The 19,733-nt window shown below is 68.5% G+C and carries 19 protein-coding genes; 5 read left to right on the forward strand and 14 right to left on the reverse strand.

Annotated elements, in window-relative coordinates; genetic code table 11:
* Nucleotides 1–52: 52 nt before the first annotated feature.
* Nucleotides 53–1,480, reverse strand: a complete 1,428-nt coding sequence (locus tag ACMT1E_RS07400) for an FAD-binding oxidoreductase (protein WP_414903121.1) — start codon at nt 1,478–1,480, stop codon at nt 53–55.
* 108 nt (nt 1,481–1,588) lie between these two features.
* On the opposite strand from ACMT1E_RS07400, the gene ACMT1E_RS07405 reads away from it, so the two are divergent.
* Nucleotides 1,589–2,020, forward strand: a complete 432-nt coding sequence (locus ACMT1E_RS07405) for a hypothetical protein (protein ID WP_414903122.1) — start codon at nt 1,589–1,591, stop codon at nt 2,018–2,020.
* A 76-nt stretch (nt 2,021–2,096) separates the two neighbouring features.
* On the forward strand, nt 2,097–3,467 hold the full coding sequence (locus tag ACMT1E_RS07410; RefSeq protein ID WP_414903123.1) for a DEAD/DEAH box helicase: 1,371 nt from the start codon (nt 2,097–2,099) through the stop codon (nt 3,465–3,467).
* A gap of 14 nt (nt 3,468–3,481) precedes the next feature.
* On the opposite strand, the gene tgt is transcribed toward ACMT1E_RS07410, so the two are convergent.
* The 11 genes from tgt to ACMT1E_RS07465 form a co-directional block, all read right to left on the reverse strand.
* Nucleotides 3,482–4,594, reverse strand: coding sequence for a tRNA guanosine(34) transglycosylase Tgt (gene tgt, locus ACMT1E_RS07415; protein ID WP_414903125.1), 1,113 nt, complete (start codon nt 4,592–4,594; stop codon nt 3,482–3,484).
* Nucleotides 4,595–4,598: 4 nt separating this feature from the next.
* Nucleotides 4,599–5,090, reverse strand: coding sequence for an EF-hand domain-containing protein (locus ACMT1E_RS07420; RefSeq protein ID WP_414903127.1), 492 nt, complete (start codon nt 5,088–5,090; stop codon nt 4,599–4,601).
* The gene (gene queA / locus ACMT1E_RS07425; protein ID WP_414903128.1) at nt 5,090–6,130 is read right to left on the reverse strand and encodes a tRNA preQ1(34) S-adenosylmethionine ribosyltransferase-isomerase QueA; all 1,041 of its coding nucleotides are present in this window, start codon (nt 6,128–6,130) and stop codon (nt 5,090–5,092) included. Before queA ends, ACMT1E_RS07420 begins: the two co-directional genes overlap by 1 nt.
* 10 nt (nt 6,131–6,140) lie before the next feature.
* Nucleotides 6,141–6,809, reverse strand: coding sequence for a peptidylprolyl isomerase (locus tag ACMT1E_RS07430; RefSeq protein ID WP_414903130.1), 669 nt, complete (start codon nt 6,807–6,809; stop codon nt 6,141–6,143).
* 79 nt (nt 6,810–6,888) lie between these two features.
* Nucleotides 6,889–7,392: a pantetheine-phosphate adenylyltransferase gene (gene coaD / locus ACMT1E_RS07435; RefSeq protein ID WP_414903131.1), complete on the reverse strand. Its 504-nt coding sequence runs from the start codon at nt 7,390–7,392 to the stop codon at nt 6,889–6,891.
* Nucleotides 7,393–7,408: 16 nt separating this feature from the next.
* Nucleotides 7,409–8,308: a polyprenyl synthetase family protein gene (locus ACMT1E_RS07440; RefSeq protein WP_414903318.1), complete on the reverse strand. Its 900-nt coding sequence runs from the start codon at nt 8,306–8,308 to the stop codon at nt 7,409–7,411.
* A gap of 5 nt (nt 8,309–8,313) precedes the next feature.
* On the reverse strand, nt 8,314–8,559 hold the full coding sequence (locus ACMT1E_RS07445) for an exodeoxyribonuclease VII small subunit (protein WP_414903133.1): 246 nt from the start codon (nt 8,557–8,559) through the stop codon (nt 8,314–8,316).
* A 113-nt stretch (nt 8,560–8,672) separates the two neighbouring features.
* Complete coding sequence (locus ACMT1E_RS07450; protein WP_414903135.1) at nt 8,673–9,596, reverse strand: PEPxxWA-CTERM sorting domain-containing protein; 924 nt, start codon at nt 9,594–9,596, stop codon at nt 8,673–8,675.
* 82 nt (nt 9,597–9,678) lie between these two features.
* Nucleotides 9,679–11,385, reverse strand: coding sequence for a long-chain-fatty-acid--CoA ligase (locus ACMT1E_RS07455; protein WP_414903137.1), 1,707 nt, complete (start codon nt 11,383–11,385; stop codon nt 9,679–9,681).
* 59 nt (nt 11,386–11,444) lie between these two features.
* On the reverse strand, nt 11,445–12,500 hold the full coding sequence (locus ACMT1E_RS07460; RefSeq protein WP_414903138.1) for an MBL fold metallo-hydrolase: 1,056 nt from the start codon (nt 12,498–12,500) through the stop codon (nt 11,445–11,447).
* Nucleotides 12,497–13,183, reverse strand: a complete 687-nt coding sequence (locus ACMT1E_RS07465; RefSeq protein ID WP_414903320.1) for a cell cycle transcriptional regulator TrcR — start codon at nt 13,181–13,183, stop codon at nt 12,497–12,499. The genes ACMT1E_RS07460 and ACMT1E_RS07465 overlap by 4 nt, the downstream gene beginning before the upstream one ends.
* A gap of 188 nt (nt 13,184–13,371) precedes the next feature.
* On the opposite strand from ACMT1E_RS07465, the gene ACMT1E_RS07470 reads away from it, so the two are divergent.
* Nucleotides 13,372–13,611 carry a hypothetical protein gene (locus ACMT1E_RS07470; protein ID WP_414903140.1) on the forward strand — a complete coding sequence of 80 codons (240 nt, stop codon included), beginning with the start codon at nt 13,372–13,374 and terminating at the stop codon, nt 13,609–13,611.
* A gap of 6 nt (nt 13,612–13,617) precedes the next feature.
* Here the strand turns inward: ACMT1E_RS07470 and ACMT1E_RS07475 are convergent, their stop codons facing one another.
* Nucleotides 13,618–14,643, reverse strand: coding sequence for a glycosyltransferase family 4 protein (locus tag ACMT1E_RS07475; protein WP_414903141.1), 1,026 nt, complete (start codon nt 14,641–14,643; stop codon nt 13,618–13,620).
* Nucleotides 14,644–14,646: 3 nt separating this feature from the next.
* Entirely contained in the window at nt 14,647–15,453 is an 807-nt protein-coding gene (locus ACMT1E_RS07480) for a UDP-2,3-diacylglucosamine diphosphatase (protein WP_414903143.1), read from the reverse strand.
* A gap of 131 nt (nt 15,454–15,584) precedes the next feature.
* Between ACMT1E_RS07480 and ACMT1E_RS07485 the strand changes: the two genes are divergently transcribed.
* Together ACMT1E_RS07485 and ACMT1E_RS07490 are read left to right on the forward strand one after the other, a co-directional pair.
* Nucleotides 15,585–17,267 (forward strand): N-acyl-D-amino-acid deacylase family protein, encoded by a 1,683-nt coding sequence (locus tag ACMT1E_RS07485; RefSeq protein ID WP_414903144.1) that lies wholly within the window; start codon nt 15,585–15,587, stop codon nt 17,265–17,267.
* 93 nt (nt 17,268–17,360) lie between these two features.
* Nucleotides 17,361–19,712 carry a PAS domain S-box protein gene (locus tag ACMT1E_RS07490; protein ID WP_414903146.1) on the forward strand — a complete coding sequence of 784 codons (2,352 nt, stop codon included), beginning with the start codon at nt 17,361–17,363 and terminating at the stop codon, nt 19,710–19,712.
* Nucleotides 19,713–19,733 lie beyond the last annotated feature (21 nt).

Below are 19,733 nucleotides of genomic sequence, written 5' to 3' on the forward strand. Positions count from 1 at the left end.
CCACGTTGATTGCGATCCGGCGGCCGCCGGAGGCTTGCAATGGCTGGCGGGTCTATGGCCTTGGCGGTTCCGACGCAAGCCGGACCAGCTTGCCGGGGTTCATGATTCCGCGCGGGTCGAGCGCCTGTTTGATCGCCCGCAGCGTCGCCAGCCGGGCCGGGTCGGCCAGCCGTTCCAGCTCGTCCAGTTTCATCTGGCCGATGCCGTGTTCGGCGGAGATCGATCCGCCGGCGGCGGTAACCAGATCGTGGACGCGGGCGCTGGCCGCCTTGCCGGCGCCGTTCGCCCAGTCAGCGGGCGCCCCCGCCGGGGCGCGGACGTGAAAATGGACGTTGCCGTCGCCCAGATGGCCGAAACCGCTGGCGTCGGTGCCGGGAAACTCCGCCTCGATCGTCGTCGCCGCCGCCAGCAGGAAATCGGGCATCGCCGCCACCGGAACGGAAATGTCGTGCTGCGCCGCCGGGCCGCTGGCGCGTTCCGCCTCCGAAATCGAATGGCGCAGGCGCCAGAACGCCTCTTCCTGCGCCTGGTTGAGCGCGACGGCGGCGTCAGCCCCCAGCCCGGCGGCCAGCGCCGCCGCCAGCGCCGCCTCCATGCGCGCGCGGGCATCGTCGCCGACCAGTTCGATCAGCGCGTGCCAGCGGTGAGCGCCGGCAAGCGGCGCACGTGTGCCGGGGATGTGGCGCAGCACCCGATCCAGCGAATCGGCGGGGATCAGCTCGAAACTCTCGATCCCGCCGGGCAACGCCGCCTCCAGCCGGCGGAGCAGCGCCAGTGCCGCGTGCGGCGTGTCCAGCCCGACCCAGGCGACGGCGCGGTCGGTCGCGGCGGGAACCAGTCGCAGCGCGGCGGCGGTGACCACGCCCAGCGTTCCTTCCGCACCGATCAGCAACTGGGTCAGGTCATAGCCGCGATTGTCCTTGCGCAGCGCCGACAGCCCGTCGAACAGCGTGCCATCGGGCAGCACCGCTTCCACGCCTGCAACCAGCGCCCGCATCGTGCCGAACCGCAGAACCTGCGTGCCGCCGGCGTTGGTCGACACCAGCCCGCCGATGGTCGCCGATCCTTTCGCGCCCAGCGACAGCGGAAAACGCCGCCCGGCCGCCGCCGCCGCATCGTGCAGGTCGGACAGGATAACCCCCGCCTCCACCACGGCCAGATTATCCTCGGCGGACAGGGAGCGGATGCGGTTCATCCGCCGCAGCGACAGGATCAGGGCACTGCCGTCCGCCGGCGGTGTCGCCCCGCCGACCATCGACGTGTTGCCGCCCTGTGGAACCAGCGGGATACGGGTGGAGGCAGCCAACGCCACCGCCGCCGCCGCTTCCGCCGCGCTGGCCGGGGCGAGCAGCGCCGGCGCCGTGCCGTGATACCGGCCGCGCCAGTCGCTCACCCACGGCGCGATCGCGTCGACATCGGTCACAAACCCCTTTGGCCCAAGCAGCGCGGCGAAGCGGTCGAGGATGGCGGAGTCAATCATCGCGCGGTCATAGCGCAACCGCGCGGATTTGCATCCTGACCGGCAATGCAATTAATCCGGGGTTCAACCGGGCTGGGCCATGCGCGTCGCCCTGATGGAATTCTGGGCTTGAGCATAGCGCTTGTCACTGTCCTGTTGCTCGGTGTCGCCGTTTCGGCGGCGGAGCGCGTGGAATATGCCCAGGTCATCATTCGGGAACGGGTGATCATCCGCGTGCCGACCGCACGCCCCCCGCGCGCGACGGAATGGCGCGAACGCCGCGGGCCGGACTGCATCGCCGCCAGTCAGCTCGCCGGGGCGGAAGTGACCGGCGAGGACAGTGTCGACCTGCGGCTGAAGGGCGGCGATCACGTCCGCGCCCGGTTGAACGGCCGTTGCACCGTGCTCGGTTATTATTCCGGTTTCTACCTGCGGCCGGGCAGCGACGGCCAAATCTGTGCAGATCGCGACGCGATCCACGCCCGTTCCGGCGGGCGCTGCGAGATAGAGGAATTCCGTTTGCTGACCCCTAAACGCGGCAGCAAACGCGCGAAACCTTGACAAATGGCGGGGCTTTGCCCAAGCGCGGGGCGCAGACGGCGACGGGCCGTCCGCGACCATTCTTTCCGGAATCTCGATGACTTTTGCCGATCTCGGCCTTTCAGATGAGTTGATGCGCGCGGTCGACGAGGTCGGCTACAGCGAACCGACCCCGATCCAGAAACAGGCGATCCCCAGCGTGCTGATGGGCCGCGACCTGATCGGCATCGCCCAGACCGGCACCGGCAAGACCGCCGCCTTCGTCCTGCCGATGATCGACATATTAGGCAGCGGTCGCAGCCGGGCGCGGATGCCGCGTTCGCTGATCCTGGAACCGACGCGCGAACTGGCCGCGCAGGTCGCCGAAAATTTCGAACAGTACGGCAAGTACCACAAGCTTTCGATGGCGCTGCTGATCGGCGGCGTGTCGATGGGCGATCAGGTGAAGGCGCTGGAAAAGGGCGTCGACGTGCTGATCGCGACACCGGGCCGGCTGATGGACCTGTTCCAGCGCGGCAACATCCTGCTGACCGGCTGCGCGCTCCTCGTCATCGACGAGGCCGACCGGATGCTCGACATGGGGTTCATCCCGGACATCGAGGACATCTGCTCGAAACTTCCCAAGAACCGGCAGACGCTACTGTTTTCCGCGACCATGCCGGCACCGATCAAAAAGCTAGCCGACAAGTTCCTGACCGACCCGAAATCGATCGAGGTCGCCCGTCCGGCATCGTCCAACCGTCTGATCGAACAGGCGCTGGTCCCGGTAACCAGCCGGACCAAGAAAGCGACGCTGATCGACATGCTCGGCGCGCCCGACGTCAAGACGGCGATCATCTTCTCCAACCGCAAGTCGACGGTGCGCGACCTGACGACCAGTCTGAAGCGCGCGCGCTTCGCCGCCGGGCAGATTCAGGGCGACATGGATCAGGCGGAACGCATTCGCGAACTGGATCGGTTCAAGTCGGGCGAGATCACCGTCCTCGTCGCCTCCGACGTCGCCGCGCGCGGCCTGGACGTCAAGGATGTCAGCCACGTCTTCAACTATGACGTGCCGTGGCACCCGGACGACTACATTCACCGCATCGGCCGCACCGGCCGCGCCGGGGCAACCGGCAAGGCGTTCACGCTCGCGACGCCGGACGACGACGAAGCGGTCGCCAATATCGAAAAACTGAGTGGCCAGAAGATTCCGCGCATCGGCAAGGCCGCGCCGGCTGCCGCCGACACGGCGGAAGACAAGCCGACGCCCGCGCCACGCGCCCGCGCCGCCAAACCTGCCCAGAACAAGTCCGCCGGGCAAAAGCCAAAGGCGGAATCGCAGCCCAGGCCGGCACCGACAACGGCAGCATCGGCGGCTCCCGCCACGCGCAAGCCGGAACCGCGCCGCGACGATCGCAACGACGGCCCCGACGATGGCTGGAACGGTCCGGTCCCGGATTTCCTCGGCGTCAGCTTCGGCAACTAAATAGCCGAAGGGCGTCAGGCGCGCCCGGCATAACGACGACGGAACTCGTCCGCGAATGCGCTCAGCCGCCCCTCGGCGATCGCGTCGCGCAGGCCCTGCATCAGCCGCTGGTAGAACCACAGGTTATGCTCGGTCATCAACATCGCGCCCAGTATCTCGCCAGACCGGACAAGGTGGTGAAGATAGGCGCGTGACCATTCGGCCGTCGGCGATTCCGGGTCGAGCGGCGCCAGATCCTCCGCGAAGCGCGCATTGCGGATGTTGATCGGCCCGTCCCAGGTGAAGGCTTGGCCGGTGCGGCCGCTGCGGGTGGGCAATACACAATCGAACATGTCGATGCCGCGCTCGACCGCGCCGACGATATCATCGGGCTTGCCAACCCCCATCAGGTAGCGCGGACGGTCGGGGGGCAGCATCGCCGGCGCATAATCGAGCACCCCGAACATCGCCTCCTGCCCTTCCCCCACCGCCAGCCCGCCGACCGCATAGCCGTCGAAACCGATATCGGTCAGCGCGTCGGCCGACGCCTGCCGCAACGCCCGGTCGAGCGCGCCCTGCTGAATGCCGAACAGCGCGCCACCGGCATTGTCGGCGTCGAAGGCGGCACGCGACCGCCGCGCCCAGCGCATCGACCGCTCCATTGCCGCCGCCTGCACCGCGCGGTCGGCGGTGGTCGGCACCAGCTCGTCGAACGCCATGACGATGTCGGAACCGAGCAGGCGCTGGATGTCCATCGACCGTTCCGGCGACAGCATGTGTCGCGATCCGTCGAGGTGGGATCGGAAGGCAACGCCCTCTTCGCTGACCTTGCTCAATTCGGACAGGCTCATCACCTGATAGCCGCCGCTGTCGGTCAGGATCGGCCGGTCCCAGCCCATGAATGCATGCAGCCCGCCCAGCCGTGCCACCCGTTCCGCGCCGGGGCGCAGCATCAGGTGGTAAGTATTGCCCAGAATGATGTCGGCGCCGGTCACGCGCACGGCCGCAGGCTTCATCGCCTTGACGGTGGCGGCGGTGCCGACCGGCATGAAGGCGGGGGTACGGATCTCTCCCCGGCGCATGCGGATGGCGCCGGTGCGGGCGGCGCCGTCGGTCGCGGCGATGGTGAAGGCAAAACGATCGGTCACGCTGCTAACGCCCCCGCTTGCCCTTGCCCGGTTGCGGCCGCTGGAAATTCAGGGTCAGCAGTTCGTCGCGGGTCAGCCGCCCATCACCATTCTTGTCGTAGGCGGCGAAGCGTCGGGCGAATTCGCCGACGAACTCAGCCTCCGAAATCCGATCGTCTTCGTTGCGGTCGAAGTCGAAACGACCGGGAAGTGCCCCGGCGCTACCCAGTTCCGCTTCCGCCCAATGCGACAGCTCGATCAGCGAAATCGCGCCGTCGCCATTGGCATCGCCCAGCGCGAACGACGCCCTGACCCCGGCATCGAACTCGGCACGGGTGACGACACGATCACGGTCTGCGTCGAAACTGGTGATCAGGATCGCGACCGGCGCCGCCATCATCGTGATGCCGCTGTCGACCGGCGGCACCGGCGGCGGCTGCACCGCCTCGGCCGGCGGCTGGCGCGCGCCGGCCAGCAGCAACAGGCAGAGCAGCGGCCCGGCAAATCCAGCGCGCATCATTCGTCTCCGTCGCCCGGCAGCAGCAGGCTCGCGTCGCCATAGGAATAGAAACGATAGCCCGTCGCGATCGCATGTGCATAGGCACCAAGCATCCGCTCGCGCCCCATCAGCGCGCTGACCAGCATGAACAGCGTCGATTTGGGCAAGTGGAAATTGGTCATCAGCCCGTCGATGGCGCGGAAACGATAGCCGGGGGTGATGAAGATGCTGGTGTCCCCGGCGAACGGCCGGATCGTACCGTCCGCATCCGCCGCGCTTTCCAGCAGCCGCAGGCTGGTCGTGCCGACCGCGATCAACCGGCCGCCGCCGGCGCGCACCGCGTTCAGCCGGTCGGCGGTGGCGGCGTCGATCCGCCCCCATTCGGTATGCATCTGGTGGTCGTCGGTATCGTCCGCCTTGACCGGCAGGAAGGTGCCCGCGCCGACATGCAGGGTCAGCGTTTCCCGGCCGACCCCGGCGGCGTCGAGCGCGGCGACCAGCGCCGGGGTGAAGTGCAGCGCCGCGGTCGGCGCCGCCACCGCCCCCGCTTCGCGCGCGAACATCGTCTGGTAATCCTCCGCATCGCGGGCGTCGGGCGCGCGCTTTCCGGCGATATACGGCGGCAGCGGCATCGTCCCCGCCCGTTCCAGCAGCAATTCCACCGGCTCGTCGCCGTCGAAGGTCAGCAACAGGCTGCCGTCCGCGCCGCGCTGATCGGCTACCGCCGAAATCCCGGCGGCAAAGCTGATCCGGTCGCCGTCGCGCACGCGCCTGGCATTGCGAACGAAGGCCCGCCAGGCACGCGGCCCTTCCCGCTTGTGCAACGTTGCACTGACTCGTGCATTGCCACGCATGCCGTCCAGCCGGGCCGGGATGACGCGGGTGTCGTTGAACACCAGGCAATCGCCGGGGCGCAGAACCGCCGGCAGCTCCGCCGCCACCCGGTCGGCCATGCCCGTGGCGTCAACCACCAGCATCCGGGCGGAATCGCGCGGGCTGGCCGGGCGTAGCGCTATCGCCTCCGGCGGCAGCGCGAAGTCGAACAGATCGACCCGCATCGCCGGCGACTCAGCGCTTTCCGGTCGGCTTCGCGATCGTCGGCGGCGCGGCCGGCACGTCGGTGTTCAGTGTCGGCGCGGCAACCGCGGGCGGCTCCCCGTCCGCCTCCACCCAGGCGCGCAGGATGCGGGTCGGGTTCATCGGCGGCTCACCCTTTTCGATCCGGTCGACCGCGTCCATGCCGCTGATCACCCGACCGAACACGGTATATTTCCCGTCAAGCTGCAGCCGCGGCATCAACACGATGTAGAACTGGCTGTTGGCCGAATCAGGGTCCTGCGCCCGCGCCGCCGACACCGCGCCGCGCACGTGCGGCATGTCGTTGAACTCGGCCTTCACGTCGGGCAGGTCGGAACCGCCGGCGCCGGTCCCTTCCGGGTCGCCGCCCTGCGCCATGAAACCGTCGATCACGCGGTGGAAGGTCAGGCCGTTATAGAAGCCGCGCCGGGTCAATACCTTGATCCGCTCGACATGGTTCGGCGCCTTGTCCGGGCGGAGCAGCATGCGGACGCGCCCGCCGTTCGACAGGTCAAGCACCCAGATATTCTGCGGGTCGACGGGCGGCGCGCTGCTTTCCGGGGCCGGCGTCGGCGATGCGGTGGGCGTTGGCGTATCGCTCTGCGCCCCGGCGGCGGTCGCCAGGCCGAGAATCGCGAGCAGGCCGATCAGGAAACGCATCGGGACGGACACTCCGCTGGATATGGGATGGTGGGCTTTGCGCGAAAATGTGGCGGCTTGGCGGCGCATCGGTCGGTTTTCAGACGCCCCGCCCCAGACCTGCGTCGGCGATGCGCGCCTGCACGTCGGCGTTGACGTCCGGGGTTACGAAGCGGTGGATGTCGCCGCCATAGACCGCGATCTCCTTGACCAGCCGGGACGCGATTGGCTGCAACGCGACATCGGCCATCAGGAACACCGTCTCTATACGGTTGTTCAGCTGCTGGTTCATGCCGGCCATCTGATACTCATATTCGAAATCGGCGACGGCGCGCAGCCCGCGGATGATGACGCTGGCGCCCTGCCGTTCGGCAAAGGTCATCAGCAGCGCGTCGAAGGCGACAACGTCGATCGTGCCGGGAATGGCGGCGACTTCGCGCCGAACCATCGCCAGCCGCTCCTCGACCGAGAACATCGGCGATTTGGACGGATTGGTGGTTACGCCGATCACCAGCCGGTCGACCAGCTTCGCACCGCGCCGGATGATGTCCATATGGCCAAGCGTGATCGGGTCGAACGTGCCCGGATAAATGCCTGTGCGCATCCCGCTGTTCCCCTTGTTAGTGGTCGCGCTCGACGGTGTAGCGCGCGATCGCGCGCAGCAGGTCCGCTTCCGGCCCGAACGGCCGCAGATGGGCGATCGCCTGTTCGACCAGCAACGCTGCCTGCGCCCGCGCCCGCTCGGCGCCGAGCAGCGACACGAACGTCGCCTTGCCGGCGGCCGCGTCCTTGCCGACCTTCTTGCCGGCGGCCGCCGCGCTTCCTTCCGCGTCGAGCAGGTCGTCGGCGATCTGGTAGGCCAGGCCGATGTCGCGGGCATAGCCACGCAACCCGGTGCGCCCATCCGGCGCGACCCGGCCCATGATCGCCCCCGCTTCCACGCAAAAGGCGATCAGCGCGCCGGTCTTCAACTGTTGCAGGCGGGTGACCCCGGCCAGGTCGAAGCTGGTCGATTCCGCCGCCAGGTCCATCATCTGCCCGCCGGCCATGCCGTCCGGGCCGCTCGCCCGGCCCAGTTCCAGGGTCAGGTCGGCGCGGACGAACGGGTCCGGATGGGTGCGCTCATCCGCCAGCACGGCGAAGGCCAGCGCATGCAGGGCATCGCCGGCCAGAATGGCGGTCGCCTCGCCGAATTGCTTGTGTACCGTCGGCTTGCCCCTGCGCATGTCGTCGTCGTCCATCGCCGGCAGATCGTCATGGATCAGCGAATAAACGTGCATGCATTCAATGGCGACGGCCACGCGCAACGCGGCGGCGCGGTCGATATTGAACAATTCGCAGGTCGCGCACACCAGCAAAGGGCGCAGCCGCTTGCCGCCGCCGATCGCGGCATGGCGCATTGCCTGAAACAGCGGCGCGCGCGGATCATCCGGCACGACCAGCAGCGCATCGAGCGCCCGGTCGATGTCAGCCGCGATCCGGTCCAGCGCGGGGGCCAGGCTGAGCGAGGCGCGCGGCATCGCGGTCAATGAGCGTCGAACGGCTTGAGGCCGGCCGGCCCGCCGTCGCCGAGCACGATCTGGTCGATGCGCGCCTGCGCCTCGGCCAGCCGTTGCTCGCAGCGGGCGCGCAGCTTGTCGCCCTCCGCATAGAGGGCGATCGAACGGTCCAGCGGCACATCGCCGCTTTCGAGTTGCGCGACGATGGTTTCGAGCCGCTTCAGCGCGTCCTCGAACGACAGGTCGGCAGTGGAGTCTGCACTATCGGGCATAGGCCCGGCTTGTGAAGCGCGCGCCGATGCGGGTCAAGCGCGGCACGGCCGCCGCCGGCAAAAGAAACGGCCCCGGCGCGACATGCGGGGGCCGTTTCCCGTTCACCCCCCGTTCAGGCCGCTGTGGCGGGCGCCATAGTCCGCCGCCGCATCGCAAAGCCGATCAGGCCGAACCCGGCGATCAGCATCGCCCAGCTCGCCGGCTCCGGCACCGCGTTCAACCCGGCAACCTCGAAATTGAACGTCGCCGACCCGGCATTGCCGAAATTATAGCTGACATTGTCGACCGCCCCCACAAAGCCGCCGTCCCAGCCGGAACCGACGCCGACGCCGATACCGATGACGGTCAGGCTGGAATTGAGGCTGATCCAGTCGCCAAGGCTGTCGAAACATGTGCCACCGGATTTGCAGGAATCGACTCCCGCCGCCCGCGTGACATTGTTGTTATTCGCCCAGAAGGTGCTGCTCAGGTCGAAGGTCGCGGTCTGCCACGCCCCCTCCGGCGCGGTGCCGACCCCGTTATAAACCGGCTCGTACACCAGGAAGGTGCCGCCGCCGAGCGCCTTGCCCGACGCGTTGCCAAGGATCAGCCGGTAAACCGGCGCCTGAGCGGCCGGGTTGTTGGACACAACGTCGCGGAACCAGTCATAGGAACCGCCGACAACGCCGGACAGCGCGACCGGAGTGGCAAACAGATATTCGAGGTCGGCCTTGCCGCTGCCGCTCGGGCTGGCGAACACCGCCGACCCGTTGCCGCTGCGCGCCTGGTAATTGGTGATGCCGACGCTGGCGCCGCCGATCACGTTGCGCTGGATCCACTGATCCTTATGGGAATCGGAAACCGATGCTGCGCCAAAACCGCCTATCGCCGACGACACTTTCCCGGCGGTACCGAGCGCGCCGGTCGGCGCGCCGTTCGTCGCGTTGCCCAAAAACGGCGACGGCAGGTCAAGCAGCCCCGTATCGTAGACGGTGGACGCAAAGGCCGGCGTCGCCACCATCGCCGCGGTGGCGAACAACATAGTTCGAATCAGCATTCCATACCCCCTGTCAAAACCCGCAAGTGACAGATTCGTTTAGCGAAACCGGCGAGGCATGGAAAGTTATGGTAAACGACGCTTAACCGGGATCGTCCTGTTTCGAAACAATTTCGCCGCCGCGCGCCCGTTCCTCGGCGACCAGTTCCTTGCGGCTGAGTTTACCAACCATCGTCTTCGGCAGCGCGCTGCGGATCTCGACGGCGACGACCCGCTCATGCTTGCCAAGCTGGGGGTTGAGCCAGGTCTTCAGTTCCTCGCCAGTGGCGGTCGCCGAATCCGTCAGGGTGACGAACGCCTTGGGCATTTCGCCGTGATAGGCATCGGCAATGCCGATCACCAATGCCTCGCGCACCGCCGGGTGGCGATACAGCACCGCCTCGATCTGGCTCGGGAACACCTTGAACCCACCAACCGCGATCATGTCCTTCAACCGGTCGACGATGCGGATATAGCCGTCGTCGTCGATCACGGCGACGTCGCCGGTCCGCAGCCAGCCGTCGACGAACACTGCGGCATCGTCATCCGGCCGGTTCCAGTAGCCCTTCATTACCTGTGGGCCACGGAACACCAGTTCGCCGGGCTGCCCGTCCGGCGCCGGCCGCGTCGGGTCGTCCTTGTCGACCAGCCGGATATGGGTGGCGGGGATCGGCTGGCCGATCGTCCCGGTCTTGTTCAGCCCCTCATAGGGGTTGGTCGAAACCACGCCGGCGCTTTCGGTCAGGCCGTAACCTTCGACCACGGTGGCGCCCGTCCGCGCCTCGAACCGCGCCTTCAGTTCGGCCGGCATCGGCGCGCCACCGGAAATGCAGGCACGCAGCGAAGAGAGGTCGGTGCCGCCGATCTTCGGGTTGTCAAGCAGCGCCTGGTACATCGTCGGCACACCGGGCAGCGCCGTCGCCTTTGTCCGCGCCACCGCCGCCAGCGTGCCGGCGGCATCGAAACGCGGCAGCATCACGATCTCGCCACCCCGCAGTACGGTGCGGTTCAGCACGCAGGTATTGGCGAAAACGTGGAAGAAGGGCAGCACCCCGACGATCCGGTCGTCCGCATCGGGGTGCGGATCGATCGCCTGCACCTGCCGCGCATTGGCGGTCAGGTTCTGGTGGGTCAGCATCGCCCCTTTCGGCCAGCCGGTGGTGCCGCCTGTATACTGGATCAGCGCGATATCGTTCTCGGCGTCGATCTCCGCCGGCGCCCCCGCCCCGTCATTCGCTATCAATTCTGAAAAGGCGATGATCCGCGGGTCATCCGGCCGCGCCGCCGTCTCGCCGGACCGGAACAGGCGGTAGAACAGCGATTTCGCCGGCGGCAGCGCCCCGGCAATCGAACCGACGACAAGCCGTTCCAGCGGGCTGGCCTCCAGCACTTTCAGCGCGGTCGGCAGCAGCGCGGTCGCCGACAGGGTGAACATTACCCGCGTGCCGGAATCCATCACCTGCCCGGCCAGTTCCTCGGCCGTATAGAGCGGCGAGAAATTGACGACGATCGCGCCGATCGACAGCGCGCCGTAATAGGCGGCAACGTAATGCGGCACGTTGGGCAGGAACAGGCCGACCCGGTCGCCCCGGCCGACGCCGATCGCGCGCAGCCCCTTCGCCACCCGGCGGGCGCCATCGGCAACCTCGTCATAGCTGTATTTGCGGCCCATGAAGTCCAGCATCGGCGCCGCGCCGCGCCGGGTGGCACTGGCCGCGAACATCGCCGGCAACGACAATGGCGGAAAACCCTGGTCCCACTGGGTCGGGTGCTGATAGGCGCTACGCCACGCATGCTCTGGGTCGGTCATGGCCCAAGCCTAGGTGTGGCGGCGGGCCGGGGCAATCCTCCACCCGGCGTCGGCGGCGTTCAGCGTGAAAACCACCAGACGCCGTCGCGCACCGCCCGGCGGGCGCGGCCCGCCCGCTCCAGATAGCGCAGATGGGCCAGCGCCTCGCCGGATGCGAGGGCAAGGACGGCGGCGTCGATCCGGCGACCGAACAGCGTGTCGAAACAGTCGACAGCGCGCAGCGGCCGCTCCGCCAGCGCGGCTTCCAGCGCGTCAAGCCGCGCCCGGTGCTCCGCCGCGATCGCGTCAAGCCGGACATGGGCGCCGGTAAACGGATCGCCATGCGCCGGGAGCACCAGCATGTCGGGCGACAGATCACGGCGGAACCGGGCCAGCGCCGCAAACCAGTCGGCGAGCGGATCGCCCTCCGGCTCGATCGTGCCGAGCGAGATATTGCTGCTGATCCGGGGCAGCAACTGGTCGCCGGAAAGCATCACGCCATTCGCCATGTCGACCAGGCTGCAATGTTCCGGGGTATGGCCGCCCCCGGTCATCACCCGCCACAACCGGTCGCCGATCGCAACCGCCTGCCCTTCGGCGATCGGGACGTGGCCGACAGGCAGCGGCCCGGCGAGCGCGGCGAAACTGCTCCAGCCGCCCGCCCGCTCCGCGGCCAGTTGCGCGTCGGACCAGCCGGCGGCGCGGTGGTCCATCCACACCGCATCCGGCGCGGAATCACGGTCGTCGGCAAGCGCCAGCCGCGCCATCAGATATTCGGTGCGGTTCATCCACAGCGGAACGTCGAACCGCGCGCACAACCAGCCGGCCAGGCCGACATGATCGGGGTGGAAATGGGTAACGATCACCCGCGTCACCCGCCGTCCGGCCAGCGGGCCAGAGAACAGCGCCTCCCACGCCGCGCGGCAGCCGTCGATCGCAAGGCCGGTATCGACGATGGCGATGCCGTCGCCGTCGTCCAGCAGCCAGATATTGATATGGCGCAGCGCCCCGGGCACCGGCAGCCGTGCCCAGCCGATCCCCGGCGCCACCGTGATCACCGCGCCCTGCCCCGGCCCGGTTCGTCCGTGGGTGTAAATCAGCCCGGCGTCCGGTTCGGGCCGGGCGGCATCGCTCAATGCTTGAACGGGTCGACGACGCCGGGCGGCAGGCGGCTCTCGCTCGGCGCGGCGGCTTCACCGGCCTCGGCGGCATGAGCGGCGGCCAGATCGCGCTCGGCGGTTTCCCGCTCGGCGCGGAGCTGTTCGATCAACGCCTCGCGGTCTCCGTCCAGCCGCTCGTCGGTCGGCGCTTCCAGCCCGGCCGCCTTCGCCGCCTTGGCAACCACCGCGTCCAGCTCGCGCTGGGTGGTCAGGCCAAGGGTCACCGGGTCCTTCGGGGTAATATTGCCGATGTTCCAGTGGGTGCGATCGCGGATCGCGCCAATCGTCGCGCGGGTGGTGCCGATCAGCTTGCCGATCTGCGCGTCCGACACTTCCGGGTGGTTGCGGATGATCCAGGCGATGCCGTCGGGCTTGTCCTGCCGCTTCGAAACCGGGGTGTAGCGCGGGCCACGGGTCCGACGCATCTGCTCCGGCCCCTTGATGATCTTCAGACGGTAATTCGGATCGGCCTGCCCCTTCTCGATCTCCTCAAGGGTCAGCTCATGGGCGCGCACCGGGTCGCGGCCGGTCAGCTTGGTCGCGGCGGTATCGTCGGCGATCGCCTGGATCTCCAGGATATGAAGGCCGCAAAAGTCGGCGATCTGCTCGAAGCTGAGCGCTGTATTGTCGACCAGCCACGAGGCGGTCGCATGGGGCATGAGCGGCTGGGCCACGGCAAATGTCTCCGGACAAAAGAAGGGCCGCCCCTTGCGGAGCGGCCGGACAGATGAACCGATCTAATGCCGAACCGGGTTCAGAGCAAGATTCAATGGCGCAAAACGCGACCGGGGAACCTTGGCAACACCGCGCGATCTAAGCCGGACAGCCGAAAGCGGGGCCAGCAAAGATGACCACCAAAGCAATCGCCTATGCCGCCATGGTACTGACCATCGTCGGCGGCATGGCTCTCACCGTTCCGGCCGGTGCCGCAAGCCTTGTCGACGCCGGCTACAACAGCCGTGACGCGACCGGCCCGCGCACTGACCGTTTCGCCAAGGCGGTCGTCGTCGACGCGGCGATGGCGGGCGGCGTCGACTACATCGCCCTGCGCGAGAATGCAGCGCATTGCAGCCCCTATTGCAGCTAGGCGCGCTCAGGCGGCGATCCGCCCCGCCCCGGGCAGCGGAACCAGTGCCTCGACAAACTGCGCCGCGCTCTCCGCCCAGCTGAAGCTCCTGCCATGCGCGGCGCAATCGGCACGGCGCAGCATCAGCGCGCGCCGGATCGCCGCCGCCAGATCGGCGTCCATCACCCCTGTCGCACCGGTCAGCACGTCCAGCGGCCCCGGCACCGGATAGGCGGCGACCGGGCTGCCGCAGGCCAGCGCCTCGATCATCACCAACCCGAACGTGTCGGTCCGGCTTGGAAACACGAACACATCCGCCCCGGCATAGGCGCCGGCCAGCGCCCGGCCGCTCAGCGCGCCGGGAAAATGCGCGTCGGGGTGGCGCGCCCGCAGCGCGGCGCGGGCCGGCCCTTCGCCAACGACAACCTTACTGCCCGGCACGGCGCTCTTCAGGAACGCCTCGACATTCTTCTCGACCGCGACCCGCCCGACATACAGCTGGATCGGGCGGGGCAGCCCGGCGAACAGTGGCGGTGGCGGCGCGTTCGGGGTGAAGCAGGTCAGGTCCACCCCCCTGCCCCAATGGCGCAGCCTGACGATGCCGTGGGCGGACAGCAACCGGCGGATCGACGGGGTGGACGCCAGCACGCCGCTCGCCGGGGCGTGGAACCAGCGGATATAGCGCCACACCCAATCCGCCGGCACGCCGGTGCGCCGCGCCACATAGTCGGGAAACTGGGTGTGGTAGGCGGTGGTGAAATCCAGCCCGTACCGCAGACACCAGCGCCGCGCCGCCAGACACAACGGCCCCTCGGTCGCCAGATGGATCGCGTCCGGCGCAAAACCGGCCAGCATCGCGCCGACGGTATCGGTGCGGGTCATCGCCAGCCGGATTTCGGGGTAGGTCGGGCATGGCAGCGACGGGAACAGGTCCGGCGAAATGATCTGCACGGCGTGGCCCGCCCGATCCAGCTCGGCGCGGACCGCCTGCAAGGTGCGGACGACGCCATTGACCTGCGGCGCCCAGGCGTCGGTGACGATCGCGATCCGCATCGATCAGGCCGCCAGCCGCACGGGACGCGCCGCCGCCCGCTCCCGCGAGGCGATCGCCTCGGCCCAGTGCAGCACCTCCATCCGCCCGTCCAAATGCTCAACCAGCGCGGTGCAGCCTTCGACCCAGTCGCCGTCGTTGTAATAGGCGATACCGCCGATCTCGCGGATTTCGGCGGTATGGATGTGGCCGCACACCACGCCGTCGACCCCGCGCTCACCGGCGGCGTGGGCGACGACCTCCTCGAACCGACTGATGAACGCGACCGCGTTCTTGACCTTGTGCTTGGCGTGTTTCGACAGCGACCAGTATGGCAGCTTGAACGCCTGGCGCACGCGGTTGACGACGATGTTCAGCCGCATCAGCGCCTCGTAGGCGGCATCGCCGACATAGGCGAGCCAGCGGTGGGTCAGCATCACCGTGTCGAACTCGTCACCGTGGAGGACCAGCAGCTTGCGCCCGTCCGCCGTCTCGTGGATCGCCCGGCGGCGAATCTCGATGCCGCCGAAGCTGAGGCCGGTGAACTGGCGGAACATCTCATCATGATTGCCGGGGATGTAGACGACGCGGGTGCCGCGCCGGACCCGCTTCATGATCCGGCGGACGACATCGTTGTGCGCCGCCGGCCAGTAGAAGCGCTTGCGCATCCGCCAGCCGTCGATGATGTCGCCGACCAGATACAGCGTGTCGCTGTCGGTATGGTCGAGGAAATCGATCAGCATCGCGGCATTGCAGCCGCGCGTGCCCAGGTGGATGTCGGAAATCCAGATGGTGCGGTAGCGCCGCCGGTTTCCGGCCGTGACAGCGTCCATGCGTCCCCCGTCGGACGTTTCGTTCGCCTGCGGCCTATCGCGCCAAACCATTACATTGATGCGCGATTCCGGTGACGGACTTGTGACAGCCCCCGCTCCGCTTATGCTGTCGGCGCGAAAGGGGAGTCGCGATGAAGGCTTTGCTGCTGCCGGTTGTGCTTGCCACCCTGCTTGGCGCCACCGCCGCGCCGCCGCCGGCCTACGACATCGCGATCCGGGGCGGTACGCTCTACGACGGCAGCGGGGCCACGGGCGTCACCGGCGACATCGCGATCAAGGGCGACCGCATCGTCGCGGTCGGCAAAGTCCCCGGCCGCGCGTCGCGGGAAATCGACGCGCGCGGGCTGGCGGTGGCGCCGGGCTTCATCAACATGCTGAGCTGGGCCAACGACTCGCTGATCGCCGACCCGCTCGGCCAGAGCGACATCCGTCAGGGCGTGACGCTGGAGGTAATGGGCGAAGGCGATTCGATGGGGCCGCTGAACGCGCGGATGAAGGCGGACGCGCAGGCACGGCAGGGCGACATCCGCTACCCCATCGGCTGGACCAGCCTCGGCGACTATTTCGCCTACATGGAAAAGCGCGGCATGGCACCGAACATCGCCAGCTTCGTCGGCGCCGCCACCGTCCGCATCCACGAACTGGGCGAGGATGATGTCGACCCGGACCCCACCCAGCTCGCCCGGATGCGCGCGCTGGTCCGCGCGGCGATGGACGATGGCGCGCTCGGCGTCGGCAGCTCGCTGATCTACGCGCCCGGCACCTACGCCGAAACCGACGAGCTGGTCGCGCTGGTCGGCGCGGCGGCGCAATGCGGCGGCATGTACATCAGCCACATGCGCTCCGAAGGCGAACGGCTGCTCGAATCGATCGACGAGCTGGTCGATATCGCCCGCCGCACCGGCGCCCCGGCGGAAATCTACCACCTGAAAATGGCCGGCCGCGACAACTGGCACAAATACGACGCCGCGATCGCGCGGATCGAGGCGGCGCGTGCCAGCGGCCTGCGCATCACCGCCGACATGTATACCTACACCGCCGGCGCCACCGGCCTCGACGCGGCGATGCCCACCTGGGTGCAGGCCGGCGGCGTCGAACAATGGGTCGCCCGGCTGAAGAACCCGGACATCCGCGCCCGCGTCGTCGCCGAGATGAAGGCGCCGGGCAACGGGTGGGAAAACCTGGCCTATGGCGCCGGCCCGTCCGGCATGCTGCTGACCGGGTTCAAAAACCCGGCGTTGAAGCCGCTGACCGGCAAGACGCTGGCGGAGGTCGCGGCGTCTCGCGGCACGACGCCGGAGGACACGATCGTCGATCTGGTGATCGCCGACGGCAGCCGCGTCGACACCATCTATTTCCTGATGGACGAGGCGAACGTCCGCAAGCTGGTTGCCCAACCGTGGATGAGCTTCGGTTCCGACGCGGAAGCGCAGGCGCCGGAGGGGGTTTTCCTGCAATCGAGCACCCACCCGCGCGCCTATGGCAATGTCGCCCGGCTGCTTGGCCATTATGTCCGCGACGAAGCCGTCGTTACCCTGCCCGATGCGATCCACCGGCTGACCGGGCAGCCCGCCGCCAATATCGGGATTACCGATCGCGGCCTGCTGAAGACCGGCTATTTCGCCGACGTCGTGCTACTCGATCCGGCGAAAATTGCCGATCGCGCCAGCTTCGCGACGCCACAGGTCTACGCCACCGGCGTCCGCGACGTGTTCGTCAACGGCGTTCAGGTGCTGAGCGGTGGCACCCCGACCGGGGCGACGCCGGGTCGCGCGGTGCGCGGCCCCGGCTGGCGGCGCTGCCCGCCGGCATGATCGGCGCCGCCCCGCCGCTTGGCGCTGGACGGCCAGCCAGGCTTGATCCAGAGTGGTGGGGCATTCCTCCGGTTCGGGCGCGTTAAGCGGCGTATGAAGACGAAGCAGCCATCACAGGCCGAACTCCGCGCGCGCATCGCCACGCTGGAAGCAAAACTGGCCGCGGCAACCACGCACCGCGCCGACGGTGAGAGCCACGACTTCCGCGACATCGCCGACGCGATGCCGGTGATGATCTCCTATCTCGACGCCGACTGCCGCTTCCGCTTCGTCAACCGCGCCTACGAACAATGGTTCGGGCGGTCAGTGGCCCAGATCGAGGGCCAGCATGTCGGCGCGATCATGGACGCGGAAACCTATGCCGCGCGCCAGCCCTTCGTCGCCCGCGCCCTTGCCGGCGAACAGGTCCGCTACGAGGTCGACTTCCCACTGGGCGGAGAATGCCGCAAGACCATCGTCGAGCATGTCCCCCATGTTCGCGACGGCAAGGTCGTCGGCTTCTACGCCTTCGTCCAGGACGTCACCGACCAGTGGCTGACGCTGGAAACGCTGCGCGAGAGCGAACAGCGCTTCCGCCGCATCGCCGACAGCATTCCCGCGCCGATCTGGGTGACCGGGCCGGACCGGCTGCGCGCCTTCGCCAACAAGGCCTATGTCGACTTCCTCGGCACCGATCCGGCCGCGGCGCTGGTCTTCGACTGGCGGCTTATCCTCCACCCGGACGACCGCGAACGGGTAACCGCCGAATCGCTGGCCGGCGAGGCGAGCGGCGAACGCTTCACCCTGGAGGGGCGCTACCGCCGCGTCGATGGAAGCTGGCGCTGGCTGCGCTCGGTATCGCAACCGCGCTTCGACGCGCGCGGCATGCCGGACGGGTTCGTCGGCGTTGCCGAAGACATCACGACCGAAAAGGAAGCGGCCGAGCTGGCGGCCAAGGCGGCAACGGTGCTGCAGGCGCGTGTTCATCAGCGGACCAGCGAACGCGACCGGCTGTGGGCACTGTCGCGCGACGGCTTCATGATCTGCGACCTGAGCGGCGTCTGGTTGAGCGCCAGCCCGGCCTGGACCGCCCTGCTCGGCTGGCCGGAGGACCAACTGCTCGGCCGCACCGCGGAATGGATGGAGCATCCTGACGACATCGCCCGCACCCGCGCCGTGCTGCGCGGGCTGCTCCACGGCACCAGTGGCGTCACCTTCACCAACCGGTTGCGCGCCGCCGATGGCGGATATCGCTGGCTGGCGTGGAACGCGGTGGTCGACGGCGACCGCGTCTACGCGATCGCCCGCGATGTGACCGACGAACGCAACCGCACCGAAACGCTCGACCGCACGCGAGAGGCGCTGCGCCAGGCGCAGAAGCTGGAGGCGCTCGGCCAGCTGACAGGCGGCGTCGCCCATGATTTCAACAATCTGCTGACACCGATCCTCGGCGGGCTGGACCTGATCGCCAGACGCGGCCTGCCCGATCCGCGCTCCGCCCGGCTGGTCGATGCCGCGCTCCAGTCGGCCGATCGCGCCAAGACGCTGGTCCAGCGGCTGCTGACCTTCGCGCGGCGCCAGCGGCTCGATCCGCGGCCGATCGCGCTCGGCACACTGCTGCGCGGCATGGAGGATCTGTTGCGCAGTACCCTCGGCCCGGCGATCACGCTCGACTTCGCGCTCGCCCCCGGCCTGCCGGTCGCCATCGCCGATCCCAATCAGCTCGAAATGGCGGTGCTCAACCTTGCGGTCAACGCGCGCGACGCGATGCCCGGCGGCGGCACGCTGACGATCAGCCTCGACCGGGAAAGCATCGCCCGCGCCGACGCGGATCTGCCGCCCGGCGCCTATCTGAAGCTGGGCGTCGCCGACACCGGTACCGGCATGGACGCGGCAACGCTGCGCCGCGCGATCGAACCATTCTTCTCGACCAAGGAACAGGGCGCCGGCACCGGGCTGGGTCTGTCGATGGCGCACGGTCTGACGGCGCAGCTCGGCGGCGCGCTCCGCATCACCAGCACGCCGGGGGCCGGCACGCGCATCGACATCATGCTGCCGATCGTCGAAGGCCGGGCGGAAGCGGTAAAGGCGCCGGCGGCGCCCCCGCGCCAGCACGCGCCGCTCCGCATCATTCTGGTCGACGACGAGCCACTGGCGCGGACCAGCACCGCCGCGATGCTGGCGGAACTCGGCCATCATGTCGTCGAATGCCCGTCGGGGGCGGAAGCGCTGGCCACACTCGGGCGCGGCATCCCCGCCGACATGATCGTCACCGACCAGCTTATGCCGCGAATGAGCGGGGCGGAACTGGTCCGCACCGCCCGCGCGGATCATCCCCGGCTGCACGCGCTGGTCATCTCCGGCTATGCCGCCGGCACCGATCCGCTCGCCGGTCTCCACTGTCTGGCGAAACCATTCACCGCCGGGGAGCTGGAGGCGGCGCTTGCCGCCGCCATCGGCGCATGACCGCTTTTAGGTTGGCCGCCC

The organism is Sphingomonas flavalba (assembly GCF_047553045.1).
Taxonomy (GTDB): Bacteria; Pseudomonadota; Alphaproteobacteria; order Sphingomonadales; family Sphingomonadaceae; genus Sphingomonas_L; species Sphingomonas_L flavalba_A.

Excerpts from the sequence above, each read along its gene's own strand:
- queA (WP_414903128.1), bottom strand. The coding sequence starts at position 6,130 with ATGCGGGTCGATCTGTTCGACTTCGCGCTGCCGCCGGAGGCGATAGCG.
- ACMT1E_RS07440 (WP_414903318.1), bottom strand. The coding sequence starts at position 8,308 with ATGCCGCGCGCCTCGCTCAGCCTGGCCCCCGCGCTGGACCGGATCGCG.
- ACMT1E_RS07455 (WP_414903137.1), bottom strand. The coding sequence starts at position 11,385 with ATGACCGACCCAGAGCATGCGTGGCGTAGCGCCTATCAGCACCCGACC.
- ACMT1E_RS07475 (WP_414903141.1), bottom strand. The coding sequence starts at position 14,643 with ATGCGGATCGCGATCGTCACCGACGCCTGGGCGCCGCAGGTCAATGGC.
- ACMT1E_RS07450 (WP_414903135.1), bottom strand. The coding sequence starts at position 9,596 with ATGCTGATTCGAACTATGTTGTTCGCCACCGCGGCGATGGTGGCGACG.
- ACMT1E_RS07480 (WP_414903143.1), bottom strand. The coding sequence starts at position 15,453 with ATGGACGCTGTCACGGCCGGAAACCGGCGGCGCTACCGCACCATCTGG.
- coaD (WP_414903131.1), bottom strand. The coding sequence starts at position 7,392 with ATGCGCACAGGCATTTATCCGGGCACGTTCGACCCGATCACGCTTGGC.
- ACMT1E_RS07490 (WP_414903146.1), top strand. The coding sequence starts at position 17,361 with ATGAAGACGAAGCAGCCATCACAGGCCGAACTCCGCGCGCGCATCGCC.
- ACMT1E_RS07410 (WP_414903123.1), top strand. The coding sequence starts at position 2,097 with ATGACTTTTGCCGATCTCGGCCTTTCAGATGAGTTGATGCGCGCGGTC.
- ACMT1E_RS07445 (WP_414903133.1), bottom strand. The coding sequence starts at position 8,559 with ATGCCCGATAGTGCAGACTCCACTGCCGACCTGTCGTTCGAGGACGCG.
- ACMT1E_RS07470 (WP_414903140.1), top strand. The coding sequence starts at position 13,372 with ATGACCACCAAAGCAATCGCCTATGCCGCCATGGTACTGACCATCGTC.
- ACMT1E_RS07430 (WP_414903130.1), bottom strand. The coding sequence starts at position 6,809 with ATGCGTTTCCTGATCGGCCTGCTCGCGATTCTCGGCCTGGCGACCGCC.
- ACMT1E_RS07485 (WP_414903144.1), top strand. The coding sequence starts at position 15,585 with ATGAAGGCTTTGCTGCTGCCGGTTGTGCTTGCCACCCTGCTTGGCGCC.
- ACMT1E_RS07400 (WP_414903121.1), bottom strand. The coding sequence starts at position 1,480 with ATGATTGACTCCGCCATCCTCGACCGCTTCGCCGCGCTGCTTGGGCCA.
- ACMT1E_RS07420 (WP_414903127.1), bottom strand. The coding sequence starts at position 5,090 with ATGCGCGCTGGATTTGCCGGGCCGCTGCTCTGCCTGTTGCTGCTGGCC.
- ACMT1E_RS07465 (WP_414903320.1), bottom strand. The coding sequence starts at position 13,183 with ATGCCCCATGCGACCGCCTCGTGGCTGGTCGACAATACAGCGCTCAGC.